The sequence below is a fragment of the Sorlinia euscelidii genome, from assembly GCF_036452135.1.
GTDB lineage: Bacteria > Pseudomonadota > Alphaproteobacteria > Acetobacterales > Acetobacteraceae > Sorlinia > Sorlinia euscelidii.
The window spans coordinates 339673-365550 of record NZ_JAWJZZ010000001.1 but is presented as its reverse complement, the minus strand read 5'-3'; the positions used below and the strand labels follow the sequence as shown (position 1 = coordinate 365550).

Below are 25878 nucleotides of genomic sequence, written 5' to 3'. Positions count from 1 at the left end.
GAGGAATTCATGGAACGTTATGCGTCAAAACTAGTCGTTGTGATGGGTGTGACCGGCACAGGTAAATCGGCAATCGCCAAGGCGTTGAGCACGGCGTTTGACTGGCCGTTTCAAGAGGGGGATGAGCTTCATGGCCCCGCCAATATCGAAAAAATGAGTCACGGCATCCCCCTGACGGATGAGGATCGCTGGCCCTGGCTGGAACGCTGCCATCAATGGCTCCGTCAGCACCGTGAGACGGGTGGCGTTCTGACATGTTCTGCCCTGAAGCGCGTCTATCGCGACGTGTTGCGTCAGGATCTCGATCTCACCTTCCTGTATTTATGGGCGCCCCAGGCGGCGTTGGAGGATCGGCTCAGGCATCGGCAGCATCATTTCATGCCGGCATCGCTCGTGCCAAGCCAGTTGCGAACGCTGGAGCCGCCTTCTGAAGACGAGCCTGTCATCCCCGTTGACGCCTCACCACCGAAAGATGTGGTGTGTCGCGACGCGATTGACGCCGTTCGTTTACAGCTGATCGGTGAGGTGCCGCCCGTTCTGGGATCGTGACCCGATAAGTCGTGACGGTTTGATCCAGGTCGTGGCGCGCCTTGACTGACCAATGCGGTTTGAAAAAGTCTAGCAATCAACGGGGGTTTAAGCGTCGGGCTGGCCCTCATGCGCGTTGCCTTGCGCCGCCTTTGCTGCAACAGATTGTTCCGCCGTGCGGGATAGCTCCGTCACCACGCCATGCAGGGTGCGGAGCTCCTGCTCCGTGATTTCCCCCCGCTGGAAATAATGTCGCAGATTGCGGATCATCCCTGGGCGCTTCTGCACATTGCGCCAGAAGCCGGTCTCATCCAGGCGCCGGGTCAGATTTCCGAAAAAATTCTCGATAGCGCCTTTACTGGCCACTTGTGTCTCATTCGTCATAAGGACGTGCGGCGCGGTATTGTCGGCCGCCATCCACCATTCATAAGCCATGATCAGCACAGCCTGTGCGAGGTTAAGAGACATGAAGTCCGGATTGAGAGGATACCGGATCAGCGTGTCAGCGCGGGCCATATCCTCATTATCGAGCCCGGCGCGTTCCGGCCCGAAGAGAATGCCCGTGCGGAGGTGACGGGCTTCAGTCAGGCGCATGTCAGCGGCGGCATTACGGGGTGTCATCACCGTCTTGATAATATGACGCGGGCGCGGGCAGGTGGCGAAGACACGATGCAGGTCCGCAACCGCCTCATCCACCGTCTCATAAATTGTCGCCGCATCAAGGATTCGGTGCGCCCCGGAGGATGCATACCAGGCGCGCTCCTGCGGCCATCCATCGCGCGGTGCAACGAGACGCAGGTGAAAAAGCCCGCCATTCGCCATGGCGCGAGCGGTGGTGCCGATATTTTCCGCCAATTGAGGCCGGACAAGGATAATGACCGGGCTATTCTCCGTCGTCGGGCCGATGGCGGCGCCGCCGTCACGCCCTGTCATACGCGCCTCCAGACTGTGCCCTGCGCCGAATCCTCCAGCACAATGCCCATCTCATGAAGCTGGTCCCGAATGGCATCCGCACGGGCAAAATCGCGCGCGGCTTTTGCGGTGGAACGCTCAGCGACAAGACGGGTGACGTCTGGGTCCGCATCCTGCCGACCGAACCATTGATCCGGGTTCGAGTTCAAAAGGCCCAGGAGGGCGCCGGCGGCTTTCAAAGACGCGGCGGCCTCACGGTCTCCCCCCAATGCGCGGGTCGCGTCATGATGCATAAGCGCAAGTGCCTGAGCCGTGTTGAGATCGTCGCAAAGTGCTTCCATCACGGCTGGCGCAACAACTGCTTCAGGAAGCGCAACGCCCTGATGCGCCTCAAGAGCGCGGTAAAAGCGATCCAATGTGTTTTTCGCCTCTGCCAGTCGCTCCCATGAAAAATCGAGCACGGCGCGATAATGGGTGCTCAGCATCAGAAGGCGCAAAGCTTCCGCTGGCGCTTTGGCGAGCACATCGCGGACGGTGTAGAAATTGCCCAGTGATTTGGACATTTTCTCGCCATTGGAGAGCAGCATGGCGTTATGCAGCCAATAATTGGCGAAGCGGCTCTCAGGGGCGCAGCAAAGTGACTGGGCGCGTTCATTCTCATGATGCGGGAAGAGCAGATCGTCCCCGCCGCCGTGAATATCGAAAGACTCACCAAGGTAACGCCGCGACATGGCTGAGCATTCAATGTGCCAGCCCGGGCGTCCAAACCCGTAGGGACTGTCCCAACCGGGTTGATCGGCCGCGGAGGGTTTCCAAAGCACAAAATCCCCGGGGTGACGTTTGTAAGGCGCGACTTCTACCCGTGCCCCGGCCAGCAGCTCCTCCGGCGCGCGTCCCGAAAGCGCGCCGTAGGAGGTGAAATCCGCGACGGAAAACAGCACATGGCCTTCCGCAATATAAGCGTGGTTTGAGGCGATGAGGGTCGCGATCATCTCCAGCATTTCACTTATATGCTGCGTTGCGCGTGGCTCAATATCGGGCGGGACAATGTCCAGCTCCGCCACATCCGCATGAAACATCGCGGCCGTCCGCGCCGTCAGCTCTGCAATGCTCTCACCATTTTCAGCCGCGCGGGCGGTGATTTTATCATCCACATCGGTAATATTGCGCACGTAGGTGACATGCGGGTAAAGGCGTCGCAATAAACGCACCAATATATCGGCGCTGAGCATGGCGCGCAGATTGCCGATATGCACCGCATCATAAACGGTCGGGCCGCAATAATAGACGCGCACGTGGCCAGCTTCGAGGGGTTTGAAGACCTCTTTCTTCCGGGTAAAGCTATTGTGCAGCGTGAGCTTGTGATAAGACGGCGTCATAATGGGCTTTCATTGCTTGAGTCTGTCGGGCAACGCAACTCTCATTCTCACAAATTGCTGAAATAACTTGGCGATTTATTTGTTTTGGCGTCTTAACGTGACTGAAGATTCCAGCCAGCAGGCGCGGCTCTGGCGGGCACAATTGCACCGGCTCATCCTTCTGGCTCTGCCACTCAGTTTTTCGCAACTGAGTGAAATCGCCATGGGCGTCACCGATTCGATCCTCCTTGGCGGGTTGGGGGCGACGGCGCTGGCCGTGGGCGGCCTGACCTCGACATTGTTTTTCTGTACGCTGATCACGTTCCAATCCGCCCTCGGCGCGGCCAGTATCCTGATCGCCACGCGGCGCGGGGAAGCCCATGCGCGTCAGAAACATCTGACCTCCCTCGCTGACCTGGTGACAACGGGCGTCGCGCTGGGCGCGTTTCTCTGCGTGCCGGTATTTCTGATCCTGTTTCCGATTGGTGCGATCTTCTCATGGCTGGGTGAGCCGGAGATCATCGTCACGCAAGGCCGCAATTTCATGCACATCCTCCTCTGGGGATTGCCGCCAATATTGGTCGTGATCGGGCTGCTGCGCGTCATCCTGCCAGCCTTGGGGAGTGAATTCCTTCTTCTCTGGACGATGCCGCTTATGGCGCTGGCCAATGGTTTTCTCAATGCAACGTTAATTTATGGCTGGTTCGGCCTGCAGCCGCGCGGCATGTGGGGCTCCGCGGTCGCGACGACCATAACGGGTTGGGGCACGGCGATCGCGCTGATTATCGTGTCCCTGTCGTGCCATCACCTTAGGGATCATCTGCGCCTGACCCGGGTCGACTGGCCGCAACTGTGGAAGATGCTCAAACTCGGCCTTCCCATGGTGGGCGCAAGCGGCGCGGAACTCATGGCCTTTGAAATTTCCGGCCTTAATGCGGGTGTGCTCGGCACGGATTCCGCCGCGGCGCATCAGGTGGCGCTGAATATCGCGACGCTGAGCTTCATGGTCAATCTGGCTTTGTCGCAGGCCGTCAATATCCGCGTGTCATTCTGGCTGGGCGCGCGGGATGTCGTTGCGGCGGGGCGCTCCGCCGTCACCTGCATCGGGCTCTCCATGCTCTGGAGCCTGTTTGCGGCAACCGTCATTTTTGTCTTCTCCGATGATATTGCCCGGTTCATCATCGACCCGAAAACGGATAATGCCCCGCATGTTATCGCAATGGCATCGAGCCTGCTGAAGATCAGCGGATTGTTCCAAATCGTCGATGGTCTGCAAGCTGCCTGTAACGGGATTTTGCGGGGATGTCAGGATACGCTTCTGCCGATGATCTTCATGTTCATCACTTATATCCCGATTTCGGTTTTCGGTGGGCGCTGGGTGGCTTTTCAGGGGCATTACGGTGTTGAAGGGCTTTGGTGGGGGCTTGCGGCAGGGCTGGCCGTGCTGTCGCTCATGCTCGTCATTCGTATGGGTTACGTTCTGCGGGCGCGGCGTGTAGCATTGGGGGTGGCCTGATAGGTGGGCTGAACAGGTCGATTACAGATTTCGGTTGATTTATCGCGATAAAATCGCTACTTGCCCCATCATTGCCGGGAACGTGGACATATCGGACCGGACCGCTCTGGGTGCTGCCCCATCGGTTGAGGTATTGGATATGCGCCCGCTTCTTCTAATTCGAGAGGAAGCCTACCGGCGCAACAGGTGGTGATCTTGCAGCGCAGAGGTCGCCCATATTGTGAAATGAGTTCTTGCAAAAATGAGCAAGCGCCAGGAAAGCAAATATAAGATTAACCGTCGCCTTGGGGTCAACCTTTGGGGACGTGCCAAATCACCGGTCAATAAACGTGAATATGGCCCGGGCCAGCACGGACAGCGCCGCAAGCAGAAGCCGTCAGACTACTCTGTGCAGCTGATGGCGAAGCAGAAGCTGAAGGGCTATTACGGCAATATCAGCGAGAAGCAGTTTCGCCGTTATTATGATGAGGCTGTGCGCCGCAAGGGTGACACCTCGGAAAACCTGATTGACCTGCTCGAGCGTCGCCTTGATGCGGTGATTTACCGCCTCAAATTCGCGATCACGCCTTTTGCGGCGCGTCAGTTTGTCAGCCATGGCCATATCACGGTCAATGGGCGTAAAGTGAACATCCCGTCTTTCCTCGTGCGTGATGGTGACGTCATCGAAGTGCGTGAGAAAAGCAAGCAACTGGCCATCGTCCTCGACGCCGCGCAAAGTGGTGAGCGTGACGTGCCTGAATATATCGAGGCGGATCATCGCCAGATGAAAGGCAAGTTCCTCCGCACCCCACGTCTGACGGATGTGCCATATCCGGTGCAGATGGAACCGAACCTCGTCGTCGAGTTCTATTCTCGCTGATTTTCAGCTTCGGCTGAAGAATTGCGACAACGCCGGACCGGGGCAGCCTGGTCCGGCGTCTTTGTTTCGCGTGTTGTTGGAACATTCCCATGTCTGAAAGCCCCCTCACATCCGCGTCCCAAAAGGCCCTGACGCAGGAGATCACCAAGCGGCGCAGTTTTGCGATCATCTCCCATCCTGATGCGGGTAAGACGACCCTGACAGAGCGCATTTTGCGGGCAGGTGGTGCCATCCAGATGGCGGGCAATGTCCGTGCCAAGGGTGAGAGACGCCGCACCCGCTCGGACTGGATGGGGATTGAGCGGGATCGCGGCATTTCCGTCGTCACTTCTGTGATGACGTTTGAATATGGCGGGTGCATCTTTAATCTTCTTGATACGCCGGGCCATGAGGATTTCTCCGAGGATACGTATCGCACCTTAACCGCCGTCGATTGCGCGGTGATGGTGATTGATGCCGCAAAGGGCATTGAGGCGCGGACGCGGAAGCTTTTCGAAATCTGCCGCCTGCGGGATATTCCCATTGTCACATTCATCAATAAAATGGACCGTGAGGCGCAGGATTGTTTCGGGTTGCTGGATGAGATCTCCGCCGCCCTGGCTTTGGACACCGCGCCTGCCACCTGGCCGATCGGGCGCGCCGCGCAATTTGTCGGGACATATGATCTGCGCACGCGGGCAACACATTTCATCGCGGCGCCTTTGCCGGATGATGATCCGAGAATGGTGCAGCTTGCGGAGGAGTTAGAGCTTGTTGAGGGGGCGCTGCCACCTTTCGACCGCGACGGCTTCAATGCGGGCCATCTTACCCCGGTCTTTTTCGGTAGTGCGATGAAGGAGATCGGGGTGACCGATCTGCTGGATGCGCTCGTCGCTTACGGGCCTGCACCACGCGCCCAACCGGCCGAAACGCGGGATGTCAAAGGTGATGAGCCCGGCGTAACGGCGCTGGTCTTCAAAATCCAGGCGAATATGGACCCGAACCACCGTGATCGCATCGCCTTCGCGCGCGTATGCTCGGGGCGGCTCCACCGCGGGATGCGTCTCAAACATGTGCGCACCGGCAAGCAGTTCGCGTTGCACACCCCGCAATTCTTCTTCGCGCGGGAGCGTCAGCTGGCGGAAGAGGCTTTTGCCGGTGACGTTGTGGGCATACCCAACCATGGCACGCTGCGCATCGGCGATACGCTGACGGAAGGGGAAGATCTGCGCTTCACAGGCGTGCCGTATTTCGCACCTGAAATCCTGCGTCGTGTGCGACTTGATGACGCCATGAAAGCGAAAAAACTGCGTCAGGCGCTGGTCGAGCTCGCGGAAGAGGGGGTTGTTCAGCTCTTCCGGCCGCAGGATGGCCTGGCGCCGATTGTCGGCGTTGTCGGCGTCCTGCAGCTGGATGTGCTGCAATCTCGCCTGAAGGCTGAGTATGGTGTGGCGATCGGGTTTGAATCGACGCCTTTCACCATGGCGCGCTGGATCACAGGACAGGACAAAGTCATTGAGGCTTTCAGCCAGGCGCAGCGAAGCGCGATGGCCGATGACATTGATGGCGATCCCGTCTTTCTGGCAAGCTCAGCCTTTATGCTGCGTCGCACCATTGAAATGACGCCTGACCTGACTTTTCATGACATTAAGCAGATCGGCACGCAGAAGATCTGATTTTAGCATAAGGGATGAGGCGCGCCTGCCGGGTGCTCCTCTTCCCTGACGATGGATGTGACGCGCCGCATTGTGTCGAGATGGATCACGAGGTCGGCGCGCTCGGGCATTTCGTCAATGATGTGCCGCGTCAGGCGTTCATAATGCTGGACAAAGCGGGTCACTTCCGTATCGCTCATAACATGTCGCCCGCTTTCCCCACGTTGCGTCATTTCCCGCCTCAAAGCATTTTCCTGCTCTTGTCGCCATTGCGTGACGATGTTGAAATCAGGCGGGGAGAAAAAACAAAGCGCGTCGAGCTGTGAAAAGACTTTTTGATAGTCAGACGCCAAAGCGTCATTGACGGCGGCGCGCCACACGCCATGAGGATCGTCCTTCGCCTCAAGGCCATTTACCGCTTCGGACAGGGCGCTCACAGATTGCGGTCGGGCGCCTACGCACCATCCCTCCAATATAACCACGTCAGGATGGGATGGAGACTGGACCCATTTGTCGGACGGGAGCACGTCATCAAGGCTCTTATCGAACGAAGGGATGAGGGTTGGTTGTCCTTCCATTAAGCTGTTGATCGTGCGGATCGCCAAAGCGATGTCGTGCGTCCCTGGCACGCCGCGTGTCCTGAAGAGTGGGTGGATGGCCGCGGCGTGCTCATGCCGCTTCAGGCGCGGGAGATAGAAATCGTCGAGAGAGAGGATGAGCGTGGTCAGGCCGGATGATTCAAGCAGATGTCGTGCGTTGCTACAGGCGGTGGACTTACCCGCACCTTGTGGACCGCAAACGCCAATCAGGATAGGGCGGTCTGACCTGACGCGGTCCTGAATAAAGGCGGCGATCAGCGTCGGGACGTCAAGGAGAGAAGCTGCATCCGCTTTTGATCGGTCAGGGCGCACGGACATGCACATGGTCCCTTTGAAACTGTTTGGAAAATGTAGCGACGCCGCGCGCACTGGTTGAAGGCGCGTCTGCGCGACGACCATCCTGGAAACGCATCCCGCGGGAAGGCTACCACAAAGCGGCGGCAAGGCGCACGGCGCGTCAGGAATAAATCTTCACGTTTCACTGAGCCGCGTCGCCGTCATCGGGCGGGGCAGTAAGCCGGGGCAGGGAGAGAGGTAATGAACTGGGCAGGCAGTTGGACAAAAAAAATCCCTCTGGCGAACCAGAGGGACTTCTTCCGAGAGACGCTTGCACGTCTCTCAAACCATGAGCGGTGAATTACCGGAGGATAATTTCAACGCGACGGTTCTGAGGCTCACGGGTGTTCGGACCCGTCGGGACCAGCGGATGCTGCTCACCATAGCCATGGATGTCGATTGCCGTCTCGGGGACACCGTTACGGATCAGCTCAGCCTTGACAGCTTTCGCACGACGCTCGGACAGGCCGAGATTGTAACGCTGGCCGCGCGCACCCGGGTGAGCCGCGGAGTTATCGGTGTAACCGTTAACTTCGATGCGGGTCGTCTGGACGTGCGTTGAAGCTTCAGCAGCCTGACGGACGATCTCGCTCGCGCGGGATGTCAGTGTCGACTTATCCCAGTCAAAGAAGACCAGGTAGGTGCGTGCCGGAGCAACCGCAGGCGGTGTCACGACAGGCGCCGGCGGCGGCGGCGGCGGGGCTGTGTCAAACGCATACCGCATACCCAGAATGAACTGGTGATTGAAGCGGTGGTCGAAATTGACATTGCCCTGCGCTGTTGCGCCAGCAGCCGTGGTTGTGCCCGACGTGTAAGCGCCTGCGCTGAAGGTCTGGCCAATCATACGGTATTCCGTCGTGACAGCAAGACCGGGAACGCCCGGGATGTCCCAAGCCGCACCGATGATGCCCTGGTAGGCAAAGCCACCGCGCGTCTGGTTCAGGCTGTTGGCAGCGCCGTTTGTGTAGGTCGTCGAGAAGTCATAGGTCTGCCAGAGATAACCGGCACCGACACCGACATAAGGTGTCATCGGCAGGTTAAGACCGAAGCGGGTGAGGTCAATGTCGTAAAGGACATTGATGAAGCCGCCGTAAGACCGGTCATGACCGCTTGTCGAACCGGGGACAGCTGTGCCGCCACGGTGGTTGATTTGCGACCAGTTATAGACGCCCTCAACCTCAGCGCGCAGACCGTTGCCGAAGCCCCAGCCAAACGACGCGAAACCTGTATAGCCATTTTTGTGGCGCAGGTTACCAACGGTGCCACCCGCATTATCGGAGCCATCAGCGAAGGAGCCGGGCGCGAAGTGCGCGTGCTGGTTTTGAACAAGATTATAACCGGCGCCAATATTGACGTAGGGGCCGGTGATGGTGCTGGCCGATGCTACCACAGGGGCAGCGACCATTGCCGTCATGGCAAGAAGTGCCGTGCGCAGACGCATTTATTTCGTCCTCTATTCATTCATCCAATCAAGATTGCTGCATCTTCCTTCTAGCCGAAGGGAAGAGACTGCAACGTTCCTAGCGCGATGCATACGCCGGTATAAGACCGTAGGTTGCGCTTGAGGAAGGTCCCAACACGCTGATTTTGACAGGATCTCACAGACTGTGTCGGGGATGCAACAGTGGACCTCTCCACTGATTTGAAATGAAACACTGTAGAGATGCGTGATATAGCCGCTATCTACCTGCGACTCAACGTGAATTCCCCTCGAGAATCAACGGTCTTATAATATTATGTGAGTATAAGGCGCTAATAGCGGCGAAGCAAGTTTCAATTATCACATCCTTCAGAAATTAAAAATTGTTTTACCTCATCGAGATCTACATCTTTAGTTGTAAACGCTTCACCAATATCGTGGAGGAGGATCAACATAATCCTCCGATCAACCATTTTCTTGTCTCGCGCCATATGGGTGATCAGGCGGGCTGCACTCAAGCGATGCGAGAGGTTGGACAGGGTGCACGGCATGCCATGCGCCTTCAGGTGGTGGTCGACACGAGTCAGAACCGAGGCATCGCAATAATTTTTCCGGACCGAAAGAGAGGCTGCGAGGTGCAGGCCGATGGACACCGCTTCACCATGCAGAAGGCGTCCATCATAATGAAATTCGGCCTCAAGCGCATGGCCGAAACTATGGCCAAGATTCAGCAGGGCGCGACCATTATGGGGGGAGATTTCCCGCTCATCCTCCAGCACAACGGACGCTTTGAAAGCGCAGGCGCGCCGAACGCCCTCCTGGATCGTCTTTTCATCCCCTTCCAGCAGGGCAGCGCCATTCGCCTCACACCATGTAAAAAGATCACGATCACCGATCAGTCCGGCTTTGACAATCTCAGCATATCCCGCGACGCGCTCCCGTCGTGGCAGGGTTCTCAAGGTGGATGTGTCCGTCAGAACGGCGCTTGGCTGATGAAAGGCGCCAACAAGGTTTTTGCCGCGCGCGGTGTTGATGCCGGTTTTCCCGCCGACAGAGCTGTCAACCTGCGCCAGCAAGGTCGTTGGAATCTGCACGAAAGGCACGCCGCGTAAAAGTGTCGCGGCGACGAAACCGCTCAGATCCCCGACGACGCCGCCACCTAACCCGATGACCGCCGTGCGACGTTCAACGCCATGAGTCAGCACGTTTTCACAGAGTTGGGCATATTGCGTGAAAGATTTGGATTCCTCGCCGCCGGGGATGATTTCCGCATGGGTTTCGAAGCCGACCTCATGCAATGAGGCCTCTAATCTCGACAGATAAAGGGGGGCGACCCGCGCATCCGTGACAATTACGGCACGGCGCTGTTGCAGAATTGGCGCGAGCAGCGCGCCGGCACGGTCAAGCACATCACTGCCGATTACGATATCGTAAGGATGATCAGGGAGGGCAATCGGGAGGCGGGCAGGCGGGTTGTGGGATGAAAGGGCCGTCACGACCCGTTCAACGGCGGAACGGACGGTTTCATCGCCGCAATCGACGATGATATCGGCCTCAGCATAAATGTGATGACGTGTTTTCCTCAAGGTTTCCAGCACTTCTGAAATATTGCCATCGGCCAGTAACGGGCGTCCGGGGCGTCCCTCAAGCCGTTTGCGCAGAATGTTGAGGGGGCAGCGAAGCCAGACGGAATGGCCGTTTTCCCGGATGATCTGCCTTGTCTGGGGGTTCATGAAAGCGCCGCCCCCTGTTGCGAGCACCATGGGCCGCCCGTCAAGGAGGCGCTGTATGACGCGTCGCTCACCTTCACGGAAGGCTGCCTCTCCATGTCGATCAAAAATTTCGGAGACGCTGCACCCGGCGGCGCGTTCAATCTCCTGATCCGCGTCGATGAAGGGCAGGTCCAGAGCGTGCGCCAAACGACGGCCGATGGTCGTCTTGCCCGCGCCCATCAGGCCGATCAGCACAATGACGCGTGGGAGGGGCGCAGGCTTCCGCCTGTCAGCTTGTCCTGCGACGGCATCTTTTGGAGTCATCAAGGGCGTTGCAGGTTTGATGGTCATGGTATGACAGGTCATTATCGGCTTGAATGAGAAAGGCGAAGGCTACCATATCGGGCCTCGACTCGCTATGAAGCTTTTAACTTATATCTGTCATCAGAAACGTGCACGCTGTGCCGGATCATGATGCCGGCATCGGGAATGAAGGGATCATCGTCATGTCGAGCCTGAGTTGGCCTAAAATCTCACTTGCTTTGGTGGCGGTGCTCCTTCTTGGCGGGGCGGCGGCGATTTTTTACCTTGGTGCGACGCTCAGCCCACCGGCTCAGACCGTTATTCAGAAGGAGCTCGCTTTGCCGGGTGCCGCGGCGGGTGGCTATACGCCGTCTGTCTCCTCGCTGCCGGACCTGCCAGCCCCGCCGCCCCTGCCTGGCGCCGCGCCTTGACACGTTGAGACGGCGTGACATCACCGTCCCGACACGTTGAGGCTTTTCTGGAAATGCTGGCCGCGGAACGCAACGCGGCATTACAGACGCGCGCAGCTTATGAAACGGACCTCCGTCATTTCACCAGCTTCATGGCATCGCAGGGCCTGAATGCTGAGGACGCGGTGATGCAGGCTGAGAGCGGCCTCGTTGAAGCTTACATGCAAAGTTTGGGGAAAGACGGACTGTCGGCCCGGACGGCCGCACGCCGCCTGGCCTGTCTGCGGCAGTTTTTCCAGTTCTGCGTGCGGGAATCGTGGCGCAAGGATGACCCGACGGCCAAAATCGAGAGCCCGTCTCTGGGCCTCGTCTTACCGAAATTCCTGACTGAGGCGGAGATTGAGCGCCTCCTTGAGGCGGGCACGCGCGGCCATGAAGACCCGCGTCGCAACCTGGTTTCCCGCGCGGCTCTGGAACTGCTTTACAGTGCAGGGCTACGTATCTCCGAGTTGCTGAATTTGCCAGCCCGCATCGCTTTATCCGAGTCGACGATGATTCCGATACGCGGCAAAGGGGGGCGGGAGCGATTGATCCCGATTTCGGAAAAAGCCCGCGACTCGATTCTGGCATTGCAGGCGCATGACGCGGCATTGCGAAGCAAATGGCTTTTCCCCGGGCGGGACCCGCAACGTCATCTGACGCGGCAGGGATTCGACAAAATCCTGCATCAATGCGCCCTTCATGCGGGGATTGACCCGGCGCGCCTGTCCCCACACGTTTTAAGACACTCCTTTGCCACGCATCTGCTGGAACGCGGTGCGGATCTCCGCGCTTTGCAGACGCTTCTCGGCCACGCGGATATCGCGACAACACAGCTTTACACGCATGTCCTGCAGGCGCGCTTGCAGGCGCTTGTGGAGACTCATCACCCCCTTGCATGCAACGTGGATTGTTGAAGCTCTCGCAAGCGTGCTACATATCGGGCATGCTTCAATATCTTGACTTCGAAAAGCCCGTCGCGGAGCTTGAAAACAAAATCGCCGAATTTCGACAGATGGTCAAAGACGGTGGGGGCATCAACATCTCTGACGAGATTGCCAAGCTCTCCGGGAAGGTGGAAAAGCAGTTACGCATGCTCTACGCCAAACTGACCCCATGGCAGAAAGTTCTGGTCGCGCGGCATGCGCAGCGACCGCAGGCATTGCAATATTTCGATGCGCTCCTGACCGAGTTCACGCCTTTAGCGGGCGACCGGCTTGGCTATGATGATCAGGCCATTATCGGGGGTATGGGTCGGCTGGAAGGTCGCCCCGTCATCGTGATCGGCACGCAGCGCGGCTATGACACAGAGTCACGCCTGAAACATAATTTCGGCATGCCCAAGCCGGAAGGATATCGCAAGGCCCAGCGTCTCGTTGAACTGGCGGGTCGCTTCAAAATGCCGATTCTTACTTTTGTTGACACGTCCGGCGCATGGCCCGGTATTGATGCCGAGGCGCGCGGTCAGGCGGAAGCCATTGCACAAACTGTCGCGTATTTCCTTCGTGCGCCCGTGCCGACGATTGCGACGATTATCGGTGAGGGTGGGTCTGGCGGCGCGGTGGCGCTGGCGGCGACGAACAGCGTGATGATGCTGGAGCACGCGATCTACTCCGTCATCGCCCCGGAGGGTGCGGCCTCAATCCTCTGGCGGGACCCGAAACAGGCTTCTGTCGCGGCGGAGGCCCTTAAATTGACGGCGCCTGACCTCCTGAAACTGAAACTGATTGACCGCGTGATTGAGGAGCCTGTGGGTGGCGCGCAGCGGCGACCGGAGGAGGCGATCAAATCTGTCGGAGCGGCCCTCCATGAGGAGCTTGAGCGCCTCACCCGTCTGGAACCGGGCGTGCTGCTTTCGCAGCGCCGGGACAAATTCCTGTCAATGGGGCATGCGCATTAGGGTCGCGTTGCATCAGTCGACGGGCGGCTCGCCTTCCTCAGGGGTGACGCCGAGTTCGAGGAAGAGCTGTCGGATCTCCTGACTGGCCGCCGCCACGCGGTCCGGCACGTAACCCTTGGCAACAAGGGCCACGCTATGCACGCCGGCCGCGCTTTCATACGGGTAGGAGCCAAGGTCGAGTTCAGCGAATCGGCTTTGGATATTTTCGAGCCCGGCAGCAAGCGCGCCCTCTCCAATCCGCCCACGCCAAGTTGCGGAGATGAGGGGTGGGCCTTTCTGAAGGGTTGGGGCGAGGGCGTCGAACATGGACTGCATAATGCGTGGCACGCCCGCAAGGACATAAACATTCCCGATCCGAAACCCTGGCGCGACGGAAGCCGCACATTTGATCGGTTGTGCTCCATGTGGCAGATAGGCCATGCGCTGCCGGGCGGCGTTGAATTTCTCCGCACCCATCGCGTGCATCAGGGCGTCGAATGTCTCCTGATGCACCGTTAATTGCACGCCAAAAGCGTCGGCGATGCACCTTGCAGTGATGTCGTCGTGGGTTGGCCCGATCCCACCCGTCGTAAAAACATAGTCGTAAGCTGCGCGGCACAGATTGACCGTTTCAACAATGCGCGCGGCGCGGTCGGGAATGATGTGCACGCTTTCGAGAGCAATGCCAAGTTCGGCGAGACGGCGCGCGATAAATATCGTATTGGCATCCTGAGTACGACCCGAGAGTATTTCGTTGCCGATGACGACAAGACAGGCTTTGGCCGGCATGTGAAAAACTTTCATCAAAATCTTCCGCGTTTTCGCAGGATACCGGTTGTCGAAAGGATAGCAAAATGGATTCACAACTTGCCGTGCCGCAGCTTCAATGCTCGACCGCACTCCGGACGCAGCTCGGTGAGGGGCCGATTTGGGTTGCGGAACGAGAGGCGCTCTATTTTGTCGATATCGTCAATAAGAACCTCCATCGCCTTCGCCCGCGTCATAATGCCCTCAAAACCTGGGCAACGCCTTTAAGGCCGGTTTTCGTTGTGCCAACCGATATGGGGTCACTCCTCGTCGGAATGGAGGATGGATTATATTTATTTGATGAGACGGAGGGTGATTTCACCTGTATCCAACCCATCCCGATGGCGGATGGGGATCACACCCGTCTGAATGATGCCTGTGTTGATGCGGAGGGACGCCTCTGGTTCGGAACGATGGATGAGGAGGAGAAAGAGGGGAAGGGCATTCTCTTCTGCTTCAAGGCTGTGCCCGGTGGATACGCCGTCAGCCAGCATGATGATGACTTCATCGTGACGAATGGGCCGTCCGTCACGCCCGACGGTAGAACGCTCTATGTCAGTGACACGCCGCGCGGCGTCATTTACCGCCACAATTTATCGCCGGATGGTACGTTGTCGGACAAAACGGTGTTCGCGAAGTTCAGTGATGGGGAAGGGGGGCCGGATGGTGTCGTCTGTGATGCTGACGGCAACTTATGGGCGTCCTCATGGGGGGGCGGCAAAATTATCGTCTTCCGGCCTGATGGGTCACGCCGCCTGGAATTGTCTCTCCCGAGCCCGAATATGACTAAAGTGGCTTTTACCGGCCCTAAACTCTCGACTGTTTATGCGACGTCAGCACGTCAGAACCTGTCGGAAGAAACATTGGCACAATATCCTGAAGCAGGCGGCCTTTTCTCCGGAGAGACGCCATTTCGCGGGATCGAAACGCGTCTTTTCAGATGTCTCGCCGTCTGATGTTAAAGAAGTGATAGGAGGAGCGGGATGAGGGGCGCGTCCGCTTCCGGCATGTCATAATGCGCCATCTCAGAGGGGCGGACCCATGCAAGGGTTTGGCCCTCTTTTGCCGTGGGCGTGCCGGACCAGGCGCGGCACAGATATAACGGCATGAGTAAATGACCCGTGCCGATATCGTGGGACGCAAAAGTGAAGGGAGAGAGGCAGGACGGGTTGATCCCGATACCCAATTCCTCACGTAACTCGCGTATCAGCGCGGCTTCCGGCGTTTCTCCGGCTTCCACCTTGCCGCCGGGGAACTCCCATAACCCGGCCATATTTTTACCCTTTGGTCGGGTCGCGAGCAGGATGCGCCCATCCGCATCGATAAGTGCGACGGCGACAACGAGGATGAGGCGTTTCCCGGTTTTCGGATCAGACATAGGCGGCGTTTCAGTCTTTAAGGTGGTGGTGCTTTCCGTGGCGGGGGGCGTTGTCGTTTCGAAGATAAGAACCGGCTGGCGGCCCCCGCGGGCCACGAGATGTCGAATATCCGCCCCAACCTGCCGAAAGCCCGCGTGGGTGAGAACGGAAATCGACGCCCGGTTATCCTCAGCGACTTCCGCATAAATGCGTTCAATATTGAGCCGTGCGAAGGCCCATTTCAGAACGGCCTGCACGGCCTGGGTGGCGATGCCCTGCCCCCAATGTGCCCGGCCCACCCAATAACCGACGCGCGCCGCCTTCCGCAATTTCTCAAACGTGACGCCGATACAGCCGAGCAATACGCCGTTTCGCTCCATCGCGAAGTGCCATGCCGTTCCCGCCTCGGCCTGACGCTGGGTGCCGGTGATCCAGCTTTCAGCCAGCCCGCGCGGGTAGGGAAAGGGCAGGTTGCTCAGCATCCGGACGACCTCCCAATCATTGGCGAGGCGATGCACCGCCTCAGCGTCCCGCGGTTCCAGCGGGCGGAGAGTGAGATGGTCAGAAAAAGGGTGGGGTGGGGCGGTGTGATGTGAGAGATCGATCGTCATGAAAGCACATCTCTCATCAATGAAATCTCCCTTGGTAGTTTTAAGGCACGTCGCATCATCATCGGGGACGGGTCGTGTCCAGGCTGTCGATAAATTGTTTTGCGACCCGGCCGGAACGGCTCCCTCGCTCAAGTGACCAGATGAGCGCCTCCTGATGAAGTTTGTCCTGTGAAAGGCTTATGCGTGACGCATCTGCGTAGGCATCAACCATATCAAGATAAGTCGTCTGATCACAACCATGCAGACCGATCCACAAGCCGAAACGATCAGAGAGGGAGACTTTCTCCTCAACCACCTCTTTCGGGTCGATGGCGTGATCGGACTCGTTTTCCATCATATCTCGCGGCATGAGGTGGCGCCGATTGGAGGTGGCGTAGATAAGAACATTCTCCGGCCGTCCCGCCAGGCCACCATCCAGGGCAGATTTGAGGAGCTTGTAATGCATGTCCTGACTCTCAAATGAGAGGTCATCGCAGAAAATAATGCAGCGTCGCGCCTGTCCGCGCAGAAGGCGCATGAGATCGGGGAGAGATGCGAGATCTCCCGCCTGGATTTCGATGATCGCCAGGGCGTGCGGCAGGGCCTGGTTGACGTCGGCATGGGCCGCTTTCACGATGGATGATTTGCCCATCCCGCGCGCGCCCCATAGCATGACATTATTGGCGGAAAGCCCTTCGGCAAACCGGCGCGTATTGGCAAGCACACGGTCATATTGCATCGACACACCCCGCAGGAGGGCGGCCTCAACATGTGCAACGCGGGAAATCGGGGTAAAAATCCGGCTTCTGCCAGACCACATATAGGCATCTGACGGGTGAAGATCGATGACATCGGGCACGGGGGGTGCCAGACGCTCAAGCGCCGCCGCGATCCGCTCACAATTTTTGAGAAATTCCTGTCTCATAAGGCTTTCTTATAGGATGCGCTGCCTTGACGCCAGCGCCCCACCATTTATGGTCTCCCTCAAGAGGGAAGACATCCCTTGAACCTTGAATTGTCTATCATGGGCGGCATCAATGCTTACAAATAGTGGGATTGTTCAGTTTCTTCCGCTGATCATCGTTTTCATCATATTTTATTTTTTGCTGATCCGCCCGCAACAGGCGCGTCAGAAGGAGCTGAAACTGAAACTTGCGGGACTTCGACGCGGTGACCGCATTGTGACGTCTGGCGGGATCATCGCCACAGTCATTCTCGCGAAGGAAAATGATCCCGAAATTGACATTGAAATTGCGTCGGAAACGCGCGTGAAACTGCTCCGCGCGAATGTTGCCACAGTGTTAAGCAGCAGCGCGAAACCGGCGAATGACGTCAAGAAACCGAAGCAGAAATAACGGGCGCGGCCGGCATGGCGCCGGCCGACATCGATCTCAGGCTGCCAGAAGGTTGGCTTCAGCAAACGCGTAATTGGCGAGATTATCCAGAAAGTTGGAGATGTAATCGGGACGGCGGTTCCGATAATCAATGTAATAAGCGTGTTCCCACACATCGGCGCAGAGAAGGATTTTACCCTGATCTTCCGAGAGGGGGCTGGCCGCGTTCGCCGTTTTTGTCACGGCAAGCTTGCCATCTTTCCCGAGGACAAGCCACGCCCAACCTGACCCGAATTGCGTTGTGGCGGCGGTTTTAAACGCGGTCTTGAACGCGTCGACACTGCCGAAATCCTCATTGATTTTCGCCTCAAGGCGACCGGGGAGCTTACCGCCCTCCGGGGAAAGGCTTTTCCAGCAGATGCAGTGATTGAGGTGCTGACCGGCATTATTAAAAACCGGCGTGTCATCCGCATTCTTGCGCGCTGCCAGAATGATGTCCTCGAGGGATTTGCCCTGGTAGGCAGGTTTGGCCTCGACGAGGCCATTCAAAGCCGTGACATAAGCCTGATGATGCTTGCCGTGATGAAATTCGAGCGTCTCCTGGCACATATTTCTCTTTGCAAGGGCGCTTGCCTCGAAGGGCAATGGGGGCAGTTCAAAGGCCATAAAACTCTCCTATCACGTAGACGGTCATATGAAATCACCATGCGCGACGAGGCATGACGTCATCGTGCACTTGATGATCTCCGTCAGGTTGCTTAGTGCCCGGATGATGTCTTGCTGACAATGATTTTCCGAGGGCATCAGGGACGGCACTGTAGTCCCGCTGCGCATGCTGTGCAATGGTGAGGGGTGGAGGCAGGTCCGAAGTGGCGGTTTGACGGCAAGAGTGATCGGCGCATTGTGGCACGACATCACCTTGACATGCGACGTGGAAATCGTGCAGCAGATAGACTGGGGTTACCGTGACGATTGGGGTAACAATATGCATCTGCGCGCCTGCTGAATTATAGATGACGGCTGCAGAATGATGCCCCGCTTGCAGCACCGATTCGAATTGCTTGTCGGCCCATAATGTAAAGAATGGGTGCGAATATTCGTTGGAGAAGGTCAAATCCGGCCCGCCGACTTCAATTTTGCCCCTTGATACGCATCGCTTCAGTTGGAACCGGCTTTAATTCCATCAAAATCGACTCAATATTTTGGCGCGTCGCGATGAAACCCTGCTATTGCTAGCAAGGATCTGCCCCCGTCTCAATTCAGCCGGGCTGTCTTTCCCGTGAGGGCCTGGGAGACGCGTTTCCGCTAGGTGGTCACGATCATGGCGCCACACTAAAATTTTCACGATCTACACGGTGTCATGCGCGCTCCAATGCCGGTTCAGGGGAGGGTTTCTGACGCGCATTCGGCTCTGCCGCCCGGCGTGTGAAGTGCCCCGCAATATCCGCAAGTTCCACAAATTGATCGACCTGGCGCCGAAGATCATCACCGATCAGGCTGGGGCTGGAGCGTAGGGATGAGATGACTGTTACGCGCACACCGCGCCGTTGCACGGCCTCCGTGACTCGTCTGAGATCTGAATCCCCGCTGAAGATCACGGCGTGGTCAATATGGCGCGACTGCTCCATAAGATCGACCGCGATCTCGACATCCATATTGCCTTTGAGGCGTTTGCGCCCGCCTTGATCCGTAAATTCCCGAACTGTTTTGGTGACAAGGGAATAACCGTTATAGGCCAGCCAGTCTGTCAGCGGCTTTAACGGGGAATAATCCTCTGTCTCAGGTATGGCGACGTAATAAAACGCGCGCATAAGTCGGGATTTCAAACGAAAAAAATCAAGCACCATTCTATAATCGACTTCGAATCCCAGATTTCGCGCAGCGAAATACAGGCTAGAACCATCGATAAAGAGAGACGTTTTTTCATTCTTATCAAACATAGCGACATATCACTATAAAAAATTTTTTTGTTCAAGTTTTTTTTCAATATCTGTGGATATCGATTCGATCTGCTTTGTCGAAAAAACGAAAGTAGATCGCGTGATATTCGGAATAAAATTGTGAATATTGAAGATTTCGAATTCTGTTCTCAAATTCCACATTATGTAAAAAAAACGTTTTGCATGTGGGTGCTTTGGCGAGAAAGATCGGGTTTGTGATATGGCGATAGGTTTTAAATGCCTCTTTTACATGGCTTTACAGCGCAAATGGTAATTTAAGATATTTCATAATAGTACGGTACAGATATTGTCATTTGGCAAGTATTTCCGAAACGATCTTTTTAATATTAACTTATATTTTTTTCGCAAAATGTTTTGTGGGTCACGTTTATAATTGCTTTCTCCCCCTGCAGCACGTTTTTCACTATCCATACTCATATGAAATTCTTGCTGCCGAAGCGATCGCGGGCGTCATTTTAACGCATGCCGAGATCAGGGCGCCACCTTGGCGAAATCAATGCGTGATGCAGAGCGCTGGGGCGAGGGCGCTGAGATCTTCCTTCAGGCGGGTCAGGCAGGGGTGGCCTCCCCATTATAAACGTCATTGATTTATCGGACCAAATTTTGTAAATACGTCTTATATTTATGTGAGTGACCCTTACATCTTTAGGCTTCCATTGTTTTTAGGGAACGTACCGCATGGCTCGCGTCACCGTTGAAGATTGCATTGAGAAAATCCCCAACCGATTCGAGTTGGTTCTGCTCGCATCTCAACGTGCGCGTGCTGTGGCCCGCGGTGAGGAGATCCTCGTCACACGGGATAATGACAAAAACCCGGTCGTCGCCCTTCGTGAAATCGCGGATGAGAAGCTGAATCTGACTCATCTGGAAGAGGGAATTGTCCGTTCCCTCACCCGCGCGCCGGAGCCGGAACCGGTAGATGAGGAAGTTCTAGACCTGATCCCGACCGATCAGAATATTTTCGGTCTTCAGGATGTCACCGCGGATGAAGAGCAGGCTCATCTGGCCGAAGGCGGCTCGGAGCGTGGCTTCTCCATTCAAGGTGCCCGCCCGCGCAGTTGACATCTTGACGTCGCGTTGCCCAGCATCCTCACTTGGTCAAGGGGGCTGACGTGTCGTCTGAGCTCCAGCCCAGTGCCCATCGCAATGGGCTGGGGAACACGCCCGTCATCTCGATAAACGGGCTTCTCTCCCGGTTACAGAAATACATCCCGGAAGGCGAGTTGGACCTTATCCGGCGCGCCTATGACGTGGCCAATAAAGCCCATGAGGGGCAATTGCGGGATAATGGCGACCCCTATATCGTCCACCCCCTCGCCGTTGCGAATATCTTGGCAAAATTCCGTATGGATGCGACGGCCATCGCTGTCGGCCTTTTGCATGATACGGTTGAAGATACGCGGGTCACGCGGGATGTCCTGAAAAATGAGTTCGGGAGTGACCTTGTCGGCCTTGTCGATGGCGTGACAAAACTCACGCGTCTTGAGCTTCAATCTGACCGGACAAAACAGGCCGAAAATTTCCGTAAACTCGTGCTGGCCATGTCGCGCGATATCCGCGTGCTCATCGTCAAACTGGCGGATCGCCTTCATAATATGCGCACGCTCCATTATGTGGAGCGTAAGGACCGCCGACTGCGCATCGCGCGAGAAACAATGGATATCTATGCGCCTCTGGCTGAGCGCATCGGTATGGATCGGGTCAAGACGGAACTTCAGAACCTCGCTTTCGAGGAGCTGGAGCCTGAAGCGAATGCGACAATCCGGCGGCGGCTGAATTACCTTCGCGGGCATGGCGCCGATATTATTGAGCAGATCTGTCAGGACCTGCTGGCGCTTCTGCATAAGGCGGATTTCCACGATGTCGAGATTCGCGGGCGTGAGAAATCCGCTTACTCCATCTGGGCGAAGATGCAGCAGCGCAATGTCGCGTTTGAGCAGCTTTCGGACATTATGGCTTTCCGTATCATTGTCCCCACGCGGGAGGCTTGTTACACGGCGTTAGGCACCATTCACGCGACATACCCCATGATCGCCGGCCGCTTTAAGGACTATATCTCCACGCCGAAAGCCAATGGTTATCAAAGCCTTCACACGGGCGTCACACTCTCCCGACCCCGGAACCAGAAAATAGAAGTGCAGATCCGCACGCCGGAAATGCATAATTTCGCCGAGAATGGCGTCGCTGCACATTGGGCGTATAAAGAGCGCCCTTCCGCACACGCGACCTCCACCGAAGTTACCCCGCTTACATCGGTTAAAATGCGCTGGGTACAGGATCTGCTCGAAATTCTGGAAGATTCGGAAGCGCCGGAGGATTTCCTCGAAAACACCAAGCTTGAGCTTTATCAGGATCAGGTTTTCTGCTTCACCCCGAAAGGCCAGCTCATTTCCCTCCCGCGTGGCGCAACCCCGATCGATTTCGCCTACGCGGTGCATAGTCAGGTCGGGGATGCGTGCGTCGGGGCCAAAATCAATGGTCGCCTGATGCCGTTGCGGCATGAGCTGCAAAATGGTGACCAGGTTGAAATCATGACGGCGCGGGGCGGTGTGCCTTCCCCATCGTGGGAACGCTTTGTCGTCACGGGTAAAGCCCGGGCGCGCATCAGGCGCTTCATCGCCCTCCAGCAACGACAGAATAATATTGATCAGGGGCGTTCCGCACTGGCCAAACTCTTTCGGCAGGAAGGGGTGGACGGTAGCGAAAAAATTATTGAGACGACACTCAAGGCCCTTAAATGCGCGACGGTTGAAGATCTCTACGTGGCGGTCGGGGGCAATCAGATCTCACCGCGTGAAGTGCTGAACGCCGCTTACCCGGAATTGCGCCTTCTCCCGCGTGCGCCGCGCATGGTGCCGGGCCTGACATCCCGTTTCGCAGCGGCCAATGCCGCCTCGGCACGTGGTCGCGCGGCATCGGCCATTCTTGCCGGGGTGGGAAGTGGCATTGATGTGCAGTTTGCAGGGTGCTGCCACCCTTTACCCGGGGATCAGATCGTCGCGGCCATCGCGCAGGGGCGGGGGGTGACGGTGCATCGGCGCAATTGCCAGAATATGACGGCGTCACGTCTATCGCCGGAGAAGCGCCTGTCGGTTGACTGGAATTACGAAGCGTTGAAGCTTGATCACAGCCAGCTAAAATTTCCCGGGCGATTCAGCGTCATCACGGCGGATGAGACCAATGTGCTTTCTGGCCTGACGAATGTCGCCAATAAACATGGCGGGAACGTTACGAATATCCGCATCGTCAACCGCCAGCTTGATTTTCTGGAGATAATTTTCGACGTTGAAGTGCAGGATCTTCGGCATTTCCTCGCCATTTTAGGCGCGCTCCGCTCTGTCGAAGGGGTTATTCAGGTTGAGCGGGCGCAGAGTTGAGGCGGGTATGATCATCGGCACCGGCATGGATATTTGCGATATCAACCGCATCGAAAAAGCCTGTGAGCGCCATGGCGAGCGCTTTCTCGAACGGGTTTTCACGCCGGATGAGCGGCAACGGGCCCTGCGGCGCCAGGGAACGAGTCGTTTTGGCACGCTGGCCAAACGATGGGCGGCAAAGGAGGCCTGCGCCAAGGCCCTCGGGACCGGGTTTTCAGAGGGCGTCTTTCTACAGGATATAGAGGTCGTCAATCTGCCATCCGGCCAGCCTTCACTGATCCTGACCGGTGGCGCCCAGGCGCGTCTGGATGCGTTAACGCCGCCAGGGCGGCGTGCCGTCATTTTTCTATCTTTAACGGATGAACATCCTTACGCTATCGCGCAGGTCTTTATCGAAGCGCAGGAAATCGATAAAGACAGCTTTCCTCCCAACCCGCCCTGAGGGCGATGGCGCACGCTGCGCAGGTAAAGGTCACCATGTCATCAATAAATCAAGATAATAACAAGGACGCCCCTAAGCGGGAGAGCTGGTGGCAAGTTCTAAGATCCCTCATCACAACCATCATCGTCATTCTGGCGATACGTACGTTGATTATCGCGCCGTTCACGATCCCGTCCGGCTCCATGATCCCGACATTGCTTGTGGGGGATTATGTTGCTGTGACGAAATTCGATTATGGCTGGTCCCGATACGCCATTCCGTTTGCGCCGCCTCTTTTCGATGGTCGCATTGCAGGTAAATCACCGCATCGCGGGGATGTCGCGGTATTTCGATACACACATGACACGTCGATTGATTATATCAAACGCATTATCGGCCTGCCGGGAGATCGGATCGCGATGCGGGAAGGGCGTCTTTACGTGAATGACCAGCTTATTGACCGCAAGCCTCTACGCCCTTACGAGATCCGGGATGAAAATCGCCGTCTGCTGAGCGGCATTCTCTACGAGGAGGTCCTCCCCGGCTCTGACGGCAGAAAGCCGGTCACCCATGACATTCTTCAATGGTCGCAGGCCGGTTTCGCGAATAACTCAGAGGAATATGTGGTGCCGCAAGGTTACTTCTTTGCCATGGGGGATGATCGGGATGACAGCGCCGATAGTCGCTTCCAGGATGAAGACGGGCTGGGCTATGTGCCCATGGAAAACCTGGTCGGGAAGGCGCGTTTTGTTTTCTATTCTTTCGATGCTCGCCACCCCCTTTGGGAGATCTGGCACTGGCCTGCGGAGATTCGCTGGTCCCGCCTCTTCTCTGTCGTGAAATAACGGATTTATGTCGTCTACGAGGAAGGCCGCCCTTCCATCACCGCATCTGAAGGCGTCTCTGGCACGCCTCCAGACCAGTTTGGATTATGTTTTCAAGGACGCCTCCCTTCTGGAGCGTGCCTTAACGCATCGCTCCGCCGTGGCCCTGCGCGGCGGACGACGTCCAGCGCGGCGGGCAGACCCTCGGCAAAGTCTCGCTTCAAATGAGAGGTTGGAGTTTATCGGGGATCGCGTCCTCGGCCTTATCGTGGCGGAATGGCTCCTGGAGCGCTTCCCGGATGAGACGGAGGGCGCGCTTGGCCCGCGCCACGCGGCCCTCGTCTCGCGCAACGCGCTGGCCCCGGTGGCTGAGGCGCTCGACCTGTCTGAAATGCTGAATATCGCGGAACATGAGGAGCGCTCGGGCATCCGCCATCTGGCCAACGTGCTTGCTGACGCGATGGAAGCCATTCTCGGCGCGCTTTATCTTGATGGGGGGCTCGACCCCGTCAGGCGCTTTGTGCACCGTCACTGGGCATCAATCATGGAAGCACAGATTACGCCGCCGAAAGATCCTAAAACGGCACTTCAGGAATTTGTTCTTGGAAATGACCGCACTTTACCCCTCTATGAGACGATCCGCACAGAAGGGCCGTCCCATGCGCCGCAATTCACCGTGCGCGTCTCGGCCCTCGCTTTAAGCGCGGAAGGCACCGCGCGCAGCAAGAGACTGGCGGAGAGCGCGGCCGCAGCCGCGCTGATGCGGCTGTTACGGCGAGAAACTGCTTTAAAAAAGGATATGTCATGACAACCCGATCGGGGTTTGTCGCATTGGTCGGCGCGCCAAATGCGGGAAAATCAACGCTCCTGAACCGCATGGCAGGCGCGAAATTATCCATCGTCAGCCCCAAGGCCCAGACAACGCGCTTCCGGATTATGGGGATCCTGATGCGGGGTGAGGCGCAGATCCTGCTTGTAGACACGCCGGGCATTTTCAGACCACGCCGCAAGCTGGATCGCGCCATGGTCTCAGCCGCCTGGACGGGGGCGCAGGATGCGGATGTCACTGCTCTTCTGATTGATGCACGCGCGGGCATGACGGAGGAATTGCGCGCCATCATCGACACGCTCGCGGCGCAGAAAAGACGCTGCTGGGTGGTGCTGAATAAAACTGACGCGGTGCCACGCGCCGCGTTATTGCCGTTGGCGGACGAACTGCGCGCTTCCCTGTCTTTTGAGCACCTGTTTATGGTCAGTGCCCGTAAAGGAGATGGCGTTGACGATCTCATAGAGGCCCTGGCGAAGGCGCTGCCGGAGGGGCCTTATCTCTATCCGCCGGATGACCTGACAGATCTGCCCGACCGCTTGCTTGCCGCTGAATTGGTGAGGGAGCAGATTTTCATGCAAACGCATGAGGAGATCCCTTACCAGGCAACGGTTGAAACGGAGAGCTTTCAGGAGCGTCCAGACGGCTCCATTCGCATTGACGTCACGATCTATGTGTCCCGCGCCGGCCATAAGGCCATCCTGATCGGTGATGGCGGGCAGAAAATCAAAAGCATCGGATTGCGCGCCCGTCAGGACCTGACACGCTTGCTGGAGCGCCCTTGCCATCTGTTCCTGAACGTCAAGGAACGTGCGAAGTGGGATGAGGAGGGCGCGCGCCTGCGCGCCATCGGGCTGGACGATAGCTGACGGGCC

General features: G+C 57.2%; 25 protein-coding genes. 15 read left to right on the top strand and 10 right to left on the bottom strand.

What is annotated here, in order from left to right; translation table 11 throughout:
• The first annotated feature begins 9 nt into the window (after positions 1-9).
• Complete coding sequence (locus CGLAMM_RS01780; protein ID WP_418115275.1) at positions 10-549, top strand: gluconokinase; 540 nt, start codon at positions 10-12, stop codon at positions 547-549.
• Positions 550-636: 87 nt separating this feature from the next.
• Here CGLAMM_RS01780 and CGLAMM_RS01775 read toward each other — a convergent pair whose 3' ends face one another.
• On the bottom strand, positions 637-1461 hold the full coding sequence (locus CGLAMM_RS01775) for an RNA methyltransferase (RefSeq protein ID WP_394819597.1): 825 nt from the start codon (positions 1459-1461) through the stop codon (positions 637-639).
• Positions 1458-2819 (bottom strand): cysteine--tRNA ligase, encoded by a 1362-nt coding sequence (gene cysS, locus CGLAMM_RS01770; RefSeq protein ID WP_394819598.1) that lies wholly within the window; start codon positions 2817-2819, stop codon positions 1458-1460. Before cysS ends, CGLAMM_RS01775 begins: the two co-directional genes overlap by 4 nt.
• A gap of 97 nt (positions 2820-2916) precedes the next feature.
• On the opposite strand from cysS, the gene CGLAMM_RS01765 reads away from it, so the two are divergent.
• The 3 genes from CGLAMM_RS01765 to CGLAMM_RS01755 all read left to right on the top strand — a co-directional run bounded on the left by CGLAMM_RS01765 (position 2917) and on the right by CGLAMM_RS01755 (position 6828).
• Positions 2917-4314 carry an MATE family efflux transporter gene (locus CGLAMM_RS01765; protein ID WP_394819599.1) on the top strand — a complete coding sequence of 466 codons (1398 nt, stop codon included), beginning with the start codon at positions 2917-2919 and terminating at the stop codon, positions 4312-4314.
• Between the two features lie 241 nt (positions 4315-4555).
• The gene (gene rpsD, locus CGLAMM_RS01760; protein ID WP_319806086.1) at positions 4556-5173 is read left to right on the top strand and encodes a 30S ribosomal protein S4; all 618 of its coding nucleotides are present in this window, start codon (positions 4556-4558) and stop codon (positions 5171-5173) included.
• Positions 5174-5262: 89 nt separating this feature from the next.
• On the top strand, positions 5263-6828 hold the full coding sequence (locus CGLAMM_RS01755) for a peptide chain release factor 3 (RefSeq protein WP_394819600.1): 1566 nt from the start codon (positions 5263-5265) through the stop codon (positions 6826-6828).
• A gap of 2 nt (positions 6829-6830) precedes the next feature.
• Here the strand turns inward: CGLAMM_RS01755 and CGLAMM_RS01750 are convergent, their stop codons facing one another.
• The 3 genes from CGLAMM_RS01750 to aroB all read right to left on the bottom strand — a co-directional run bounded on the left by CGLAMM_RS01750 (position 6831) and on the right by aroB (position 11198).
• Complete coding sequence (locus tag CGLAMM_RS01750) at positions 6831-7724, bottom strand: hypothetical protein (RefSeq protein ID WP_394819601.1); 894 nt, start codon at positions 7722-7724, stop codon at positions 6831-6833.
• A gap of 319 nt (positions 7725-8043) precedes the next feature.
• Positions 8044-9183, bottom strand: coding sequence for an OmpA family protein (locus tag CGLAMM_RS01745; protein ID WP_394819602.1), 1140 nt, complete (start codon positions 9181-9183; stop codon positions 8044-8046).
• 332 nt (positions 9184-9515) lie between these two features.
• On the bottom strand, positions 9516-11198 hold the full coding sequence (gene aroB, locus CGLAMM_RS01740; protein WP_418115274.1) for a 3-dehydroquinate synthase: 1683 nt from the start codon (positions 11196-11198) through the stop codon (positions 9516-9518).
• 137 nt (positions 11199-11335) lie between these two features.
• Here aroB and CGLAMM_RS01735 point away from each other — a divergent pair, with 137 nt between their 5' ends.
• From CGLAMM_RS01735 to CGLAMM_RS01725, 3 genes are read left to right on the top strand one after another with little or no spacing between them, the layout of a single operon-like run.
• Positions 11336-11608 carry a hypothetical protein gene (locus tag CGLAMM_RS01735; RefSeq protein WP_394819603.1) on the top strand — a complete coding sequence of 91 codons (273 nt, stop codon included), beginning with the start codon at positions 11336-11338 and terminating at the stop codon, positions 11606-11608.
• A gap of 14 nt (positions 11609-11622) precedes the next feature.
• Entirely contained in the window at positions 11623-12543 is a 921-nt protein-coding gene (locus CGLAMM_RS01730; RefSeq protein WP_394819604.1) for a tyrosine recombinase, read from the top strand.
• 29 nt (positions 12544-12572) lie between these two features.
• Positions 12573-13526, top strand: a complete 954-nt coding sequence (locus tag CGLAMM_RS01725; RefSeq protein WP_394819605.1) for an acetyl-CoA carboxylase carboxyltransferase subunit alpha — start codon at positions 12573-12575, stop codon at positions 13524-13526.
• A 12-nt stretch (positions 13527-13538) separates the two neighbouring features.
• On the opposite strand, the gene CGLAMM_RS01720 is transcribed toward CGLAMM_RS01725, so the two are convergent.
• The gene (locus CGLAMM_RS01720) at positions 13539-14294 is read right to left on the bottom strand and encodes a competence/damage-inducible protein A (RefSeq protein ID WP_394819740.1); all 756 of its coding nucleotides are present in this window, start codon (positions 14292-14294) and stop codon (positions 13539-13541) included.
• 65 nt (positions 14295-14359) lie between these two features.
• Here CGLAMM_RS01720 and CGLAMM_RS01715 point away from each other — a divergent pair, with 65 nt between their 5' ends.
• Positions 14360-15268, top strand: a complete 909-nt coding sequence (locus tag CGLAMM_RS01715; protein WP_394819606.1) for an SMP-30/gluconolactonase/LRE family protein — start codon at positions 14360-14362, stop codon at positions 15266-15268.
• A 2-nt stretch (positions 15269-15270) separates the two neighbouring features.
• Here the strand turns inward: CGLAMM_RS01715 and CGLAMM_RS01710 are convergent, their stop codons facing one another.
• Positions 15271-16281: a bifunctional GNAT family N-acetyltransferase/(deoxy)nucleoside triphosphate pyrophosphohydrolase gene (locus tag CGLAMM_RS01710; RefSeq protein ID WP_394819607.1), complete on the bottom strand. Its 1011-nt coding sequence runs from the start codon at positions 16279-16281 to the stop codon at positions 15271-15273.
• A 58-nt stretch (positions 16282-16339) separates the two neighbouring features.
• The gene (locus CGLAMM_RS01705) at positions 16340-17185 is read right to left on the bottom strand and encodes an ATP-binding protein (RefSeq protein ID WP_394819608.1); all 846 of its coding nucleotides are present in this window, start codon (positions 17183-17185) and stop codon (positions 16340-16342) included.
• A 112-nt stretch (positions 17186-17297) separates the two neighbouring features.
• On the opposite strand from CGLAMM_RS01705, the gene yajC reads away from it, so the two are divergent.
• The gene (gene yajC, locus CGLAMM_RS01700) at positions 17298-17615 is read left to right on the top strand and encodes a preprotein translocase subunit YajC (RefSeq protein ID WP_394819609.1); all 318 of its coding nucleotides are present in this window, start codon (positions 17298-17300) and stop codon (positions 17613-17615) included.
• Between the two features lie 36 nt (positions 17616-17651).
• On the opposite strand, the gene CGLAMM_RS01695 is transcribed toward yajC, so the two are convergent.
• Together CGLAMM_RS01695 and CGLAMM_RS01690 are read right to left on the bottom strand one after the other, a co-directional pair.
• Positions 17652-18260 carry a superoxide dismutase gene (locus CGLAMM_RS01695; protein ID WP_394819610.1) on the bottom strand — a complete coding sequence of 203 codons (609 nt, stop codon included), beginning with the start codon at positions 18258-18260 and terminating at the stop codon, positions 17652-17654.
• 692 nt (positions 18261-18952) lie between these two features.
• On the bottom strand, positions 18953-19534 hold the full coding sequence (locus tag CGLAMM_RS01690) for a LabA-like NYN domain-containing protein (RefSeq protein ID WP_394819612.1): 582 nt from the start codon (positions 19532-19534) through the stop codon (positions 18953-18955).
• A gap of 699 nt (positions 19535-20233) precedes the next feature.
• Here CGLAMM_RS01690 and rpoZ point away from each other — a divergent pair.
• From rpoZ to era, 6 genes are read left to right on the top strand one after another with little or no spacing between them, the layout of a single operon-like run.
• A complete protein-coding gene (rpoZ, locus tag CGLAMM_RS01685) occupies positions 20234-20617 on the top strand; it encodes a DNA-directed RNA polymerase subunit omega (protein ID WP_394819613.1) in 384 nt (127 codons plus the stop codon).
• A 50-nt stretch (positions 20618-20667) separates the two neighbouring features.
• Complete coding sequence (locus CGLAMM_RS01680) at positions 20668-22932, top strand: RelA/SpoT family protein (protein ID WP_394819614.1); 2265 nt, start codon at positions 20668-20670, stop codon at positions 22930-22932.
• Positions 22933-22939: 7 nt separating this feature from the next.
• Positions 22940-23374, top strand: a complete 435-nt coding sequence (gene acpS, locus CGLAMM_RS01675; RefSeq protein ID WP_394819615.1) for a holo-ACP synthase — start codon at positions 22940-22942, stop codon at positions 23372-23374.
• Between the two features lie 35 nt (positions 23375-23409).
• Positions 23410-24198 (top strand): signal peptidase I, encoded by a 789-nt coding sequence (gene lepB / locus CGLAMM_RS01670; RefSeq protein WP_418115273.1) that lies wholly within the window; start codon positions 23410-23412, stop codon positions 24196-24198.
• A 7-nt stretch (positions 24199-24205) separates the two neighbouring features.
• Positions 24206-24985 (top strand): ribonuclease III, encoded by a 780-nt coding sequence (gene rnc, locus CGLAMM_RS01665; RefSeq protein WP_394819616.1) that lies wholly within the window; start codon positions 24206-24208, stop codon positions 24983-24985.
• Positions 24982-25872: a GTPase Era gene (gene era / locus CGLAMM_RS01660; RefSeq protein WP_394819617.1), complete on the top strand. Its 891-nt coding sequence runs from the start codon at positions 24982-24984 to the stop codon at positions 25870-25872. Before rnc ends, era begins: the two co-directional genes overlap by 4 nt.
• Positions 25873-25878: the final 6 nt, after the last annotated feature.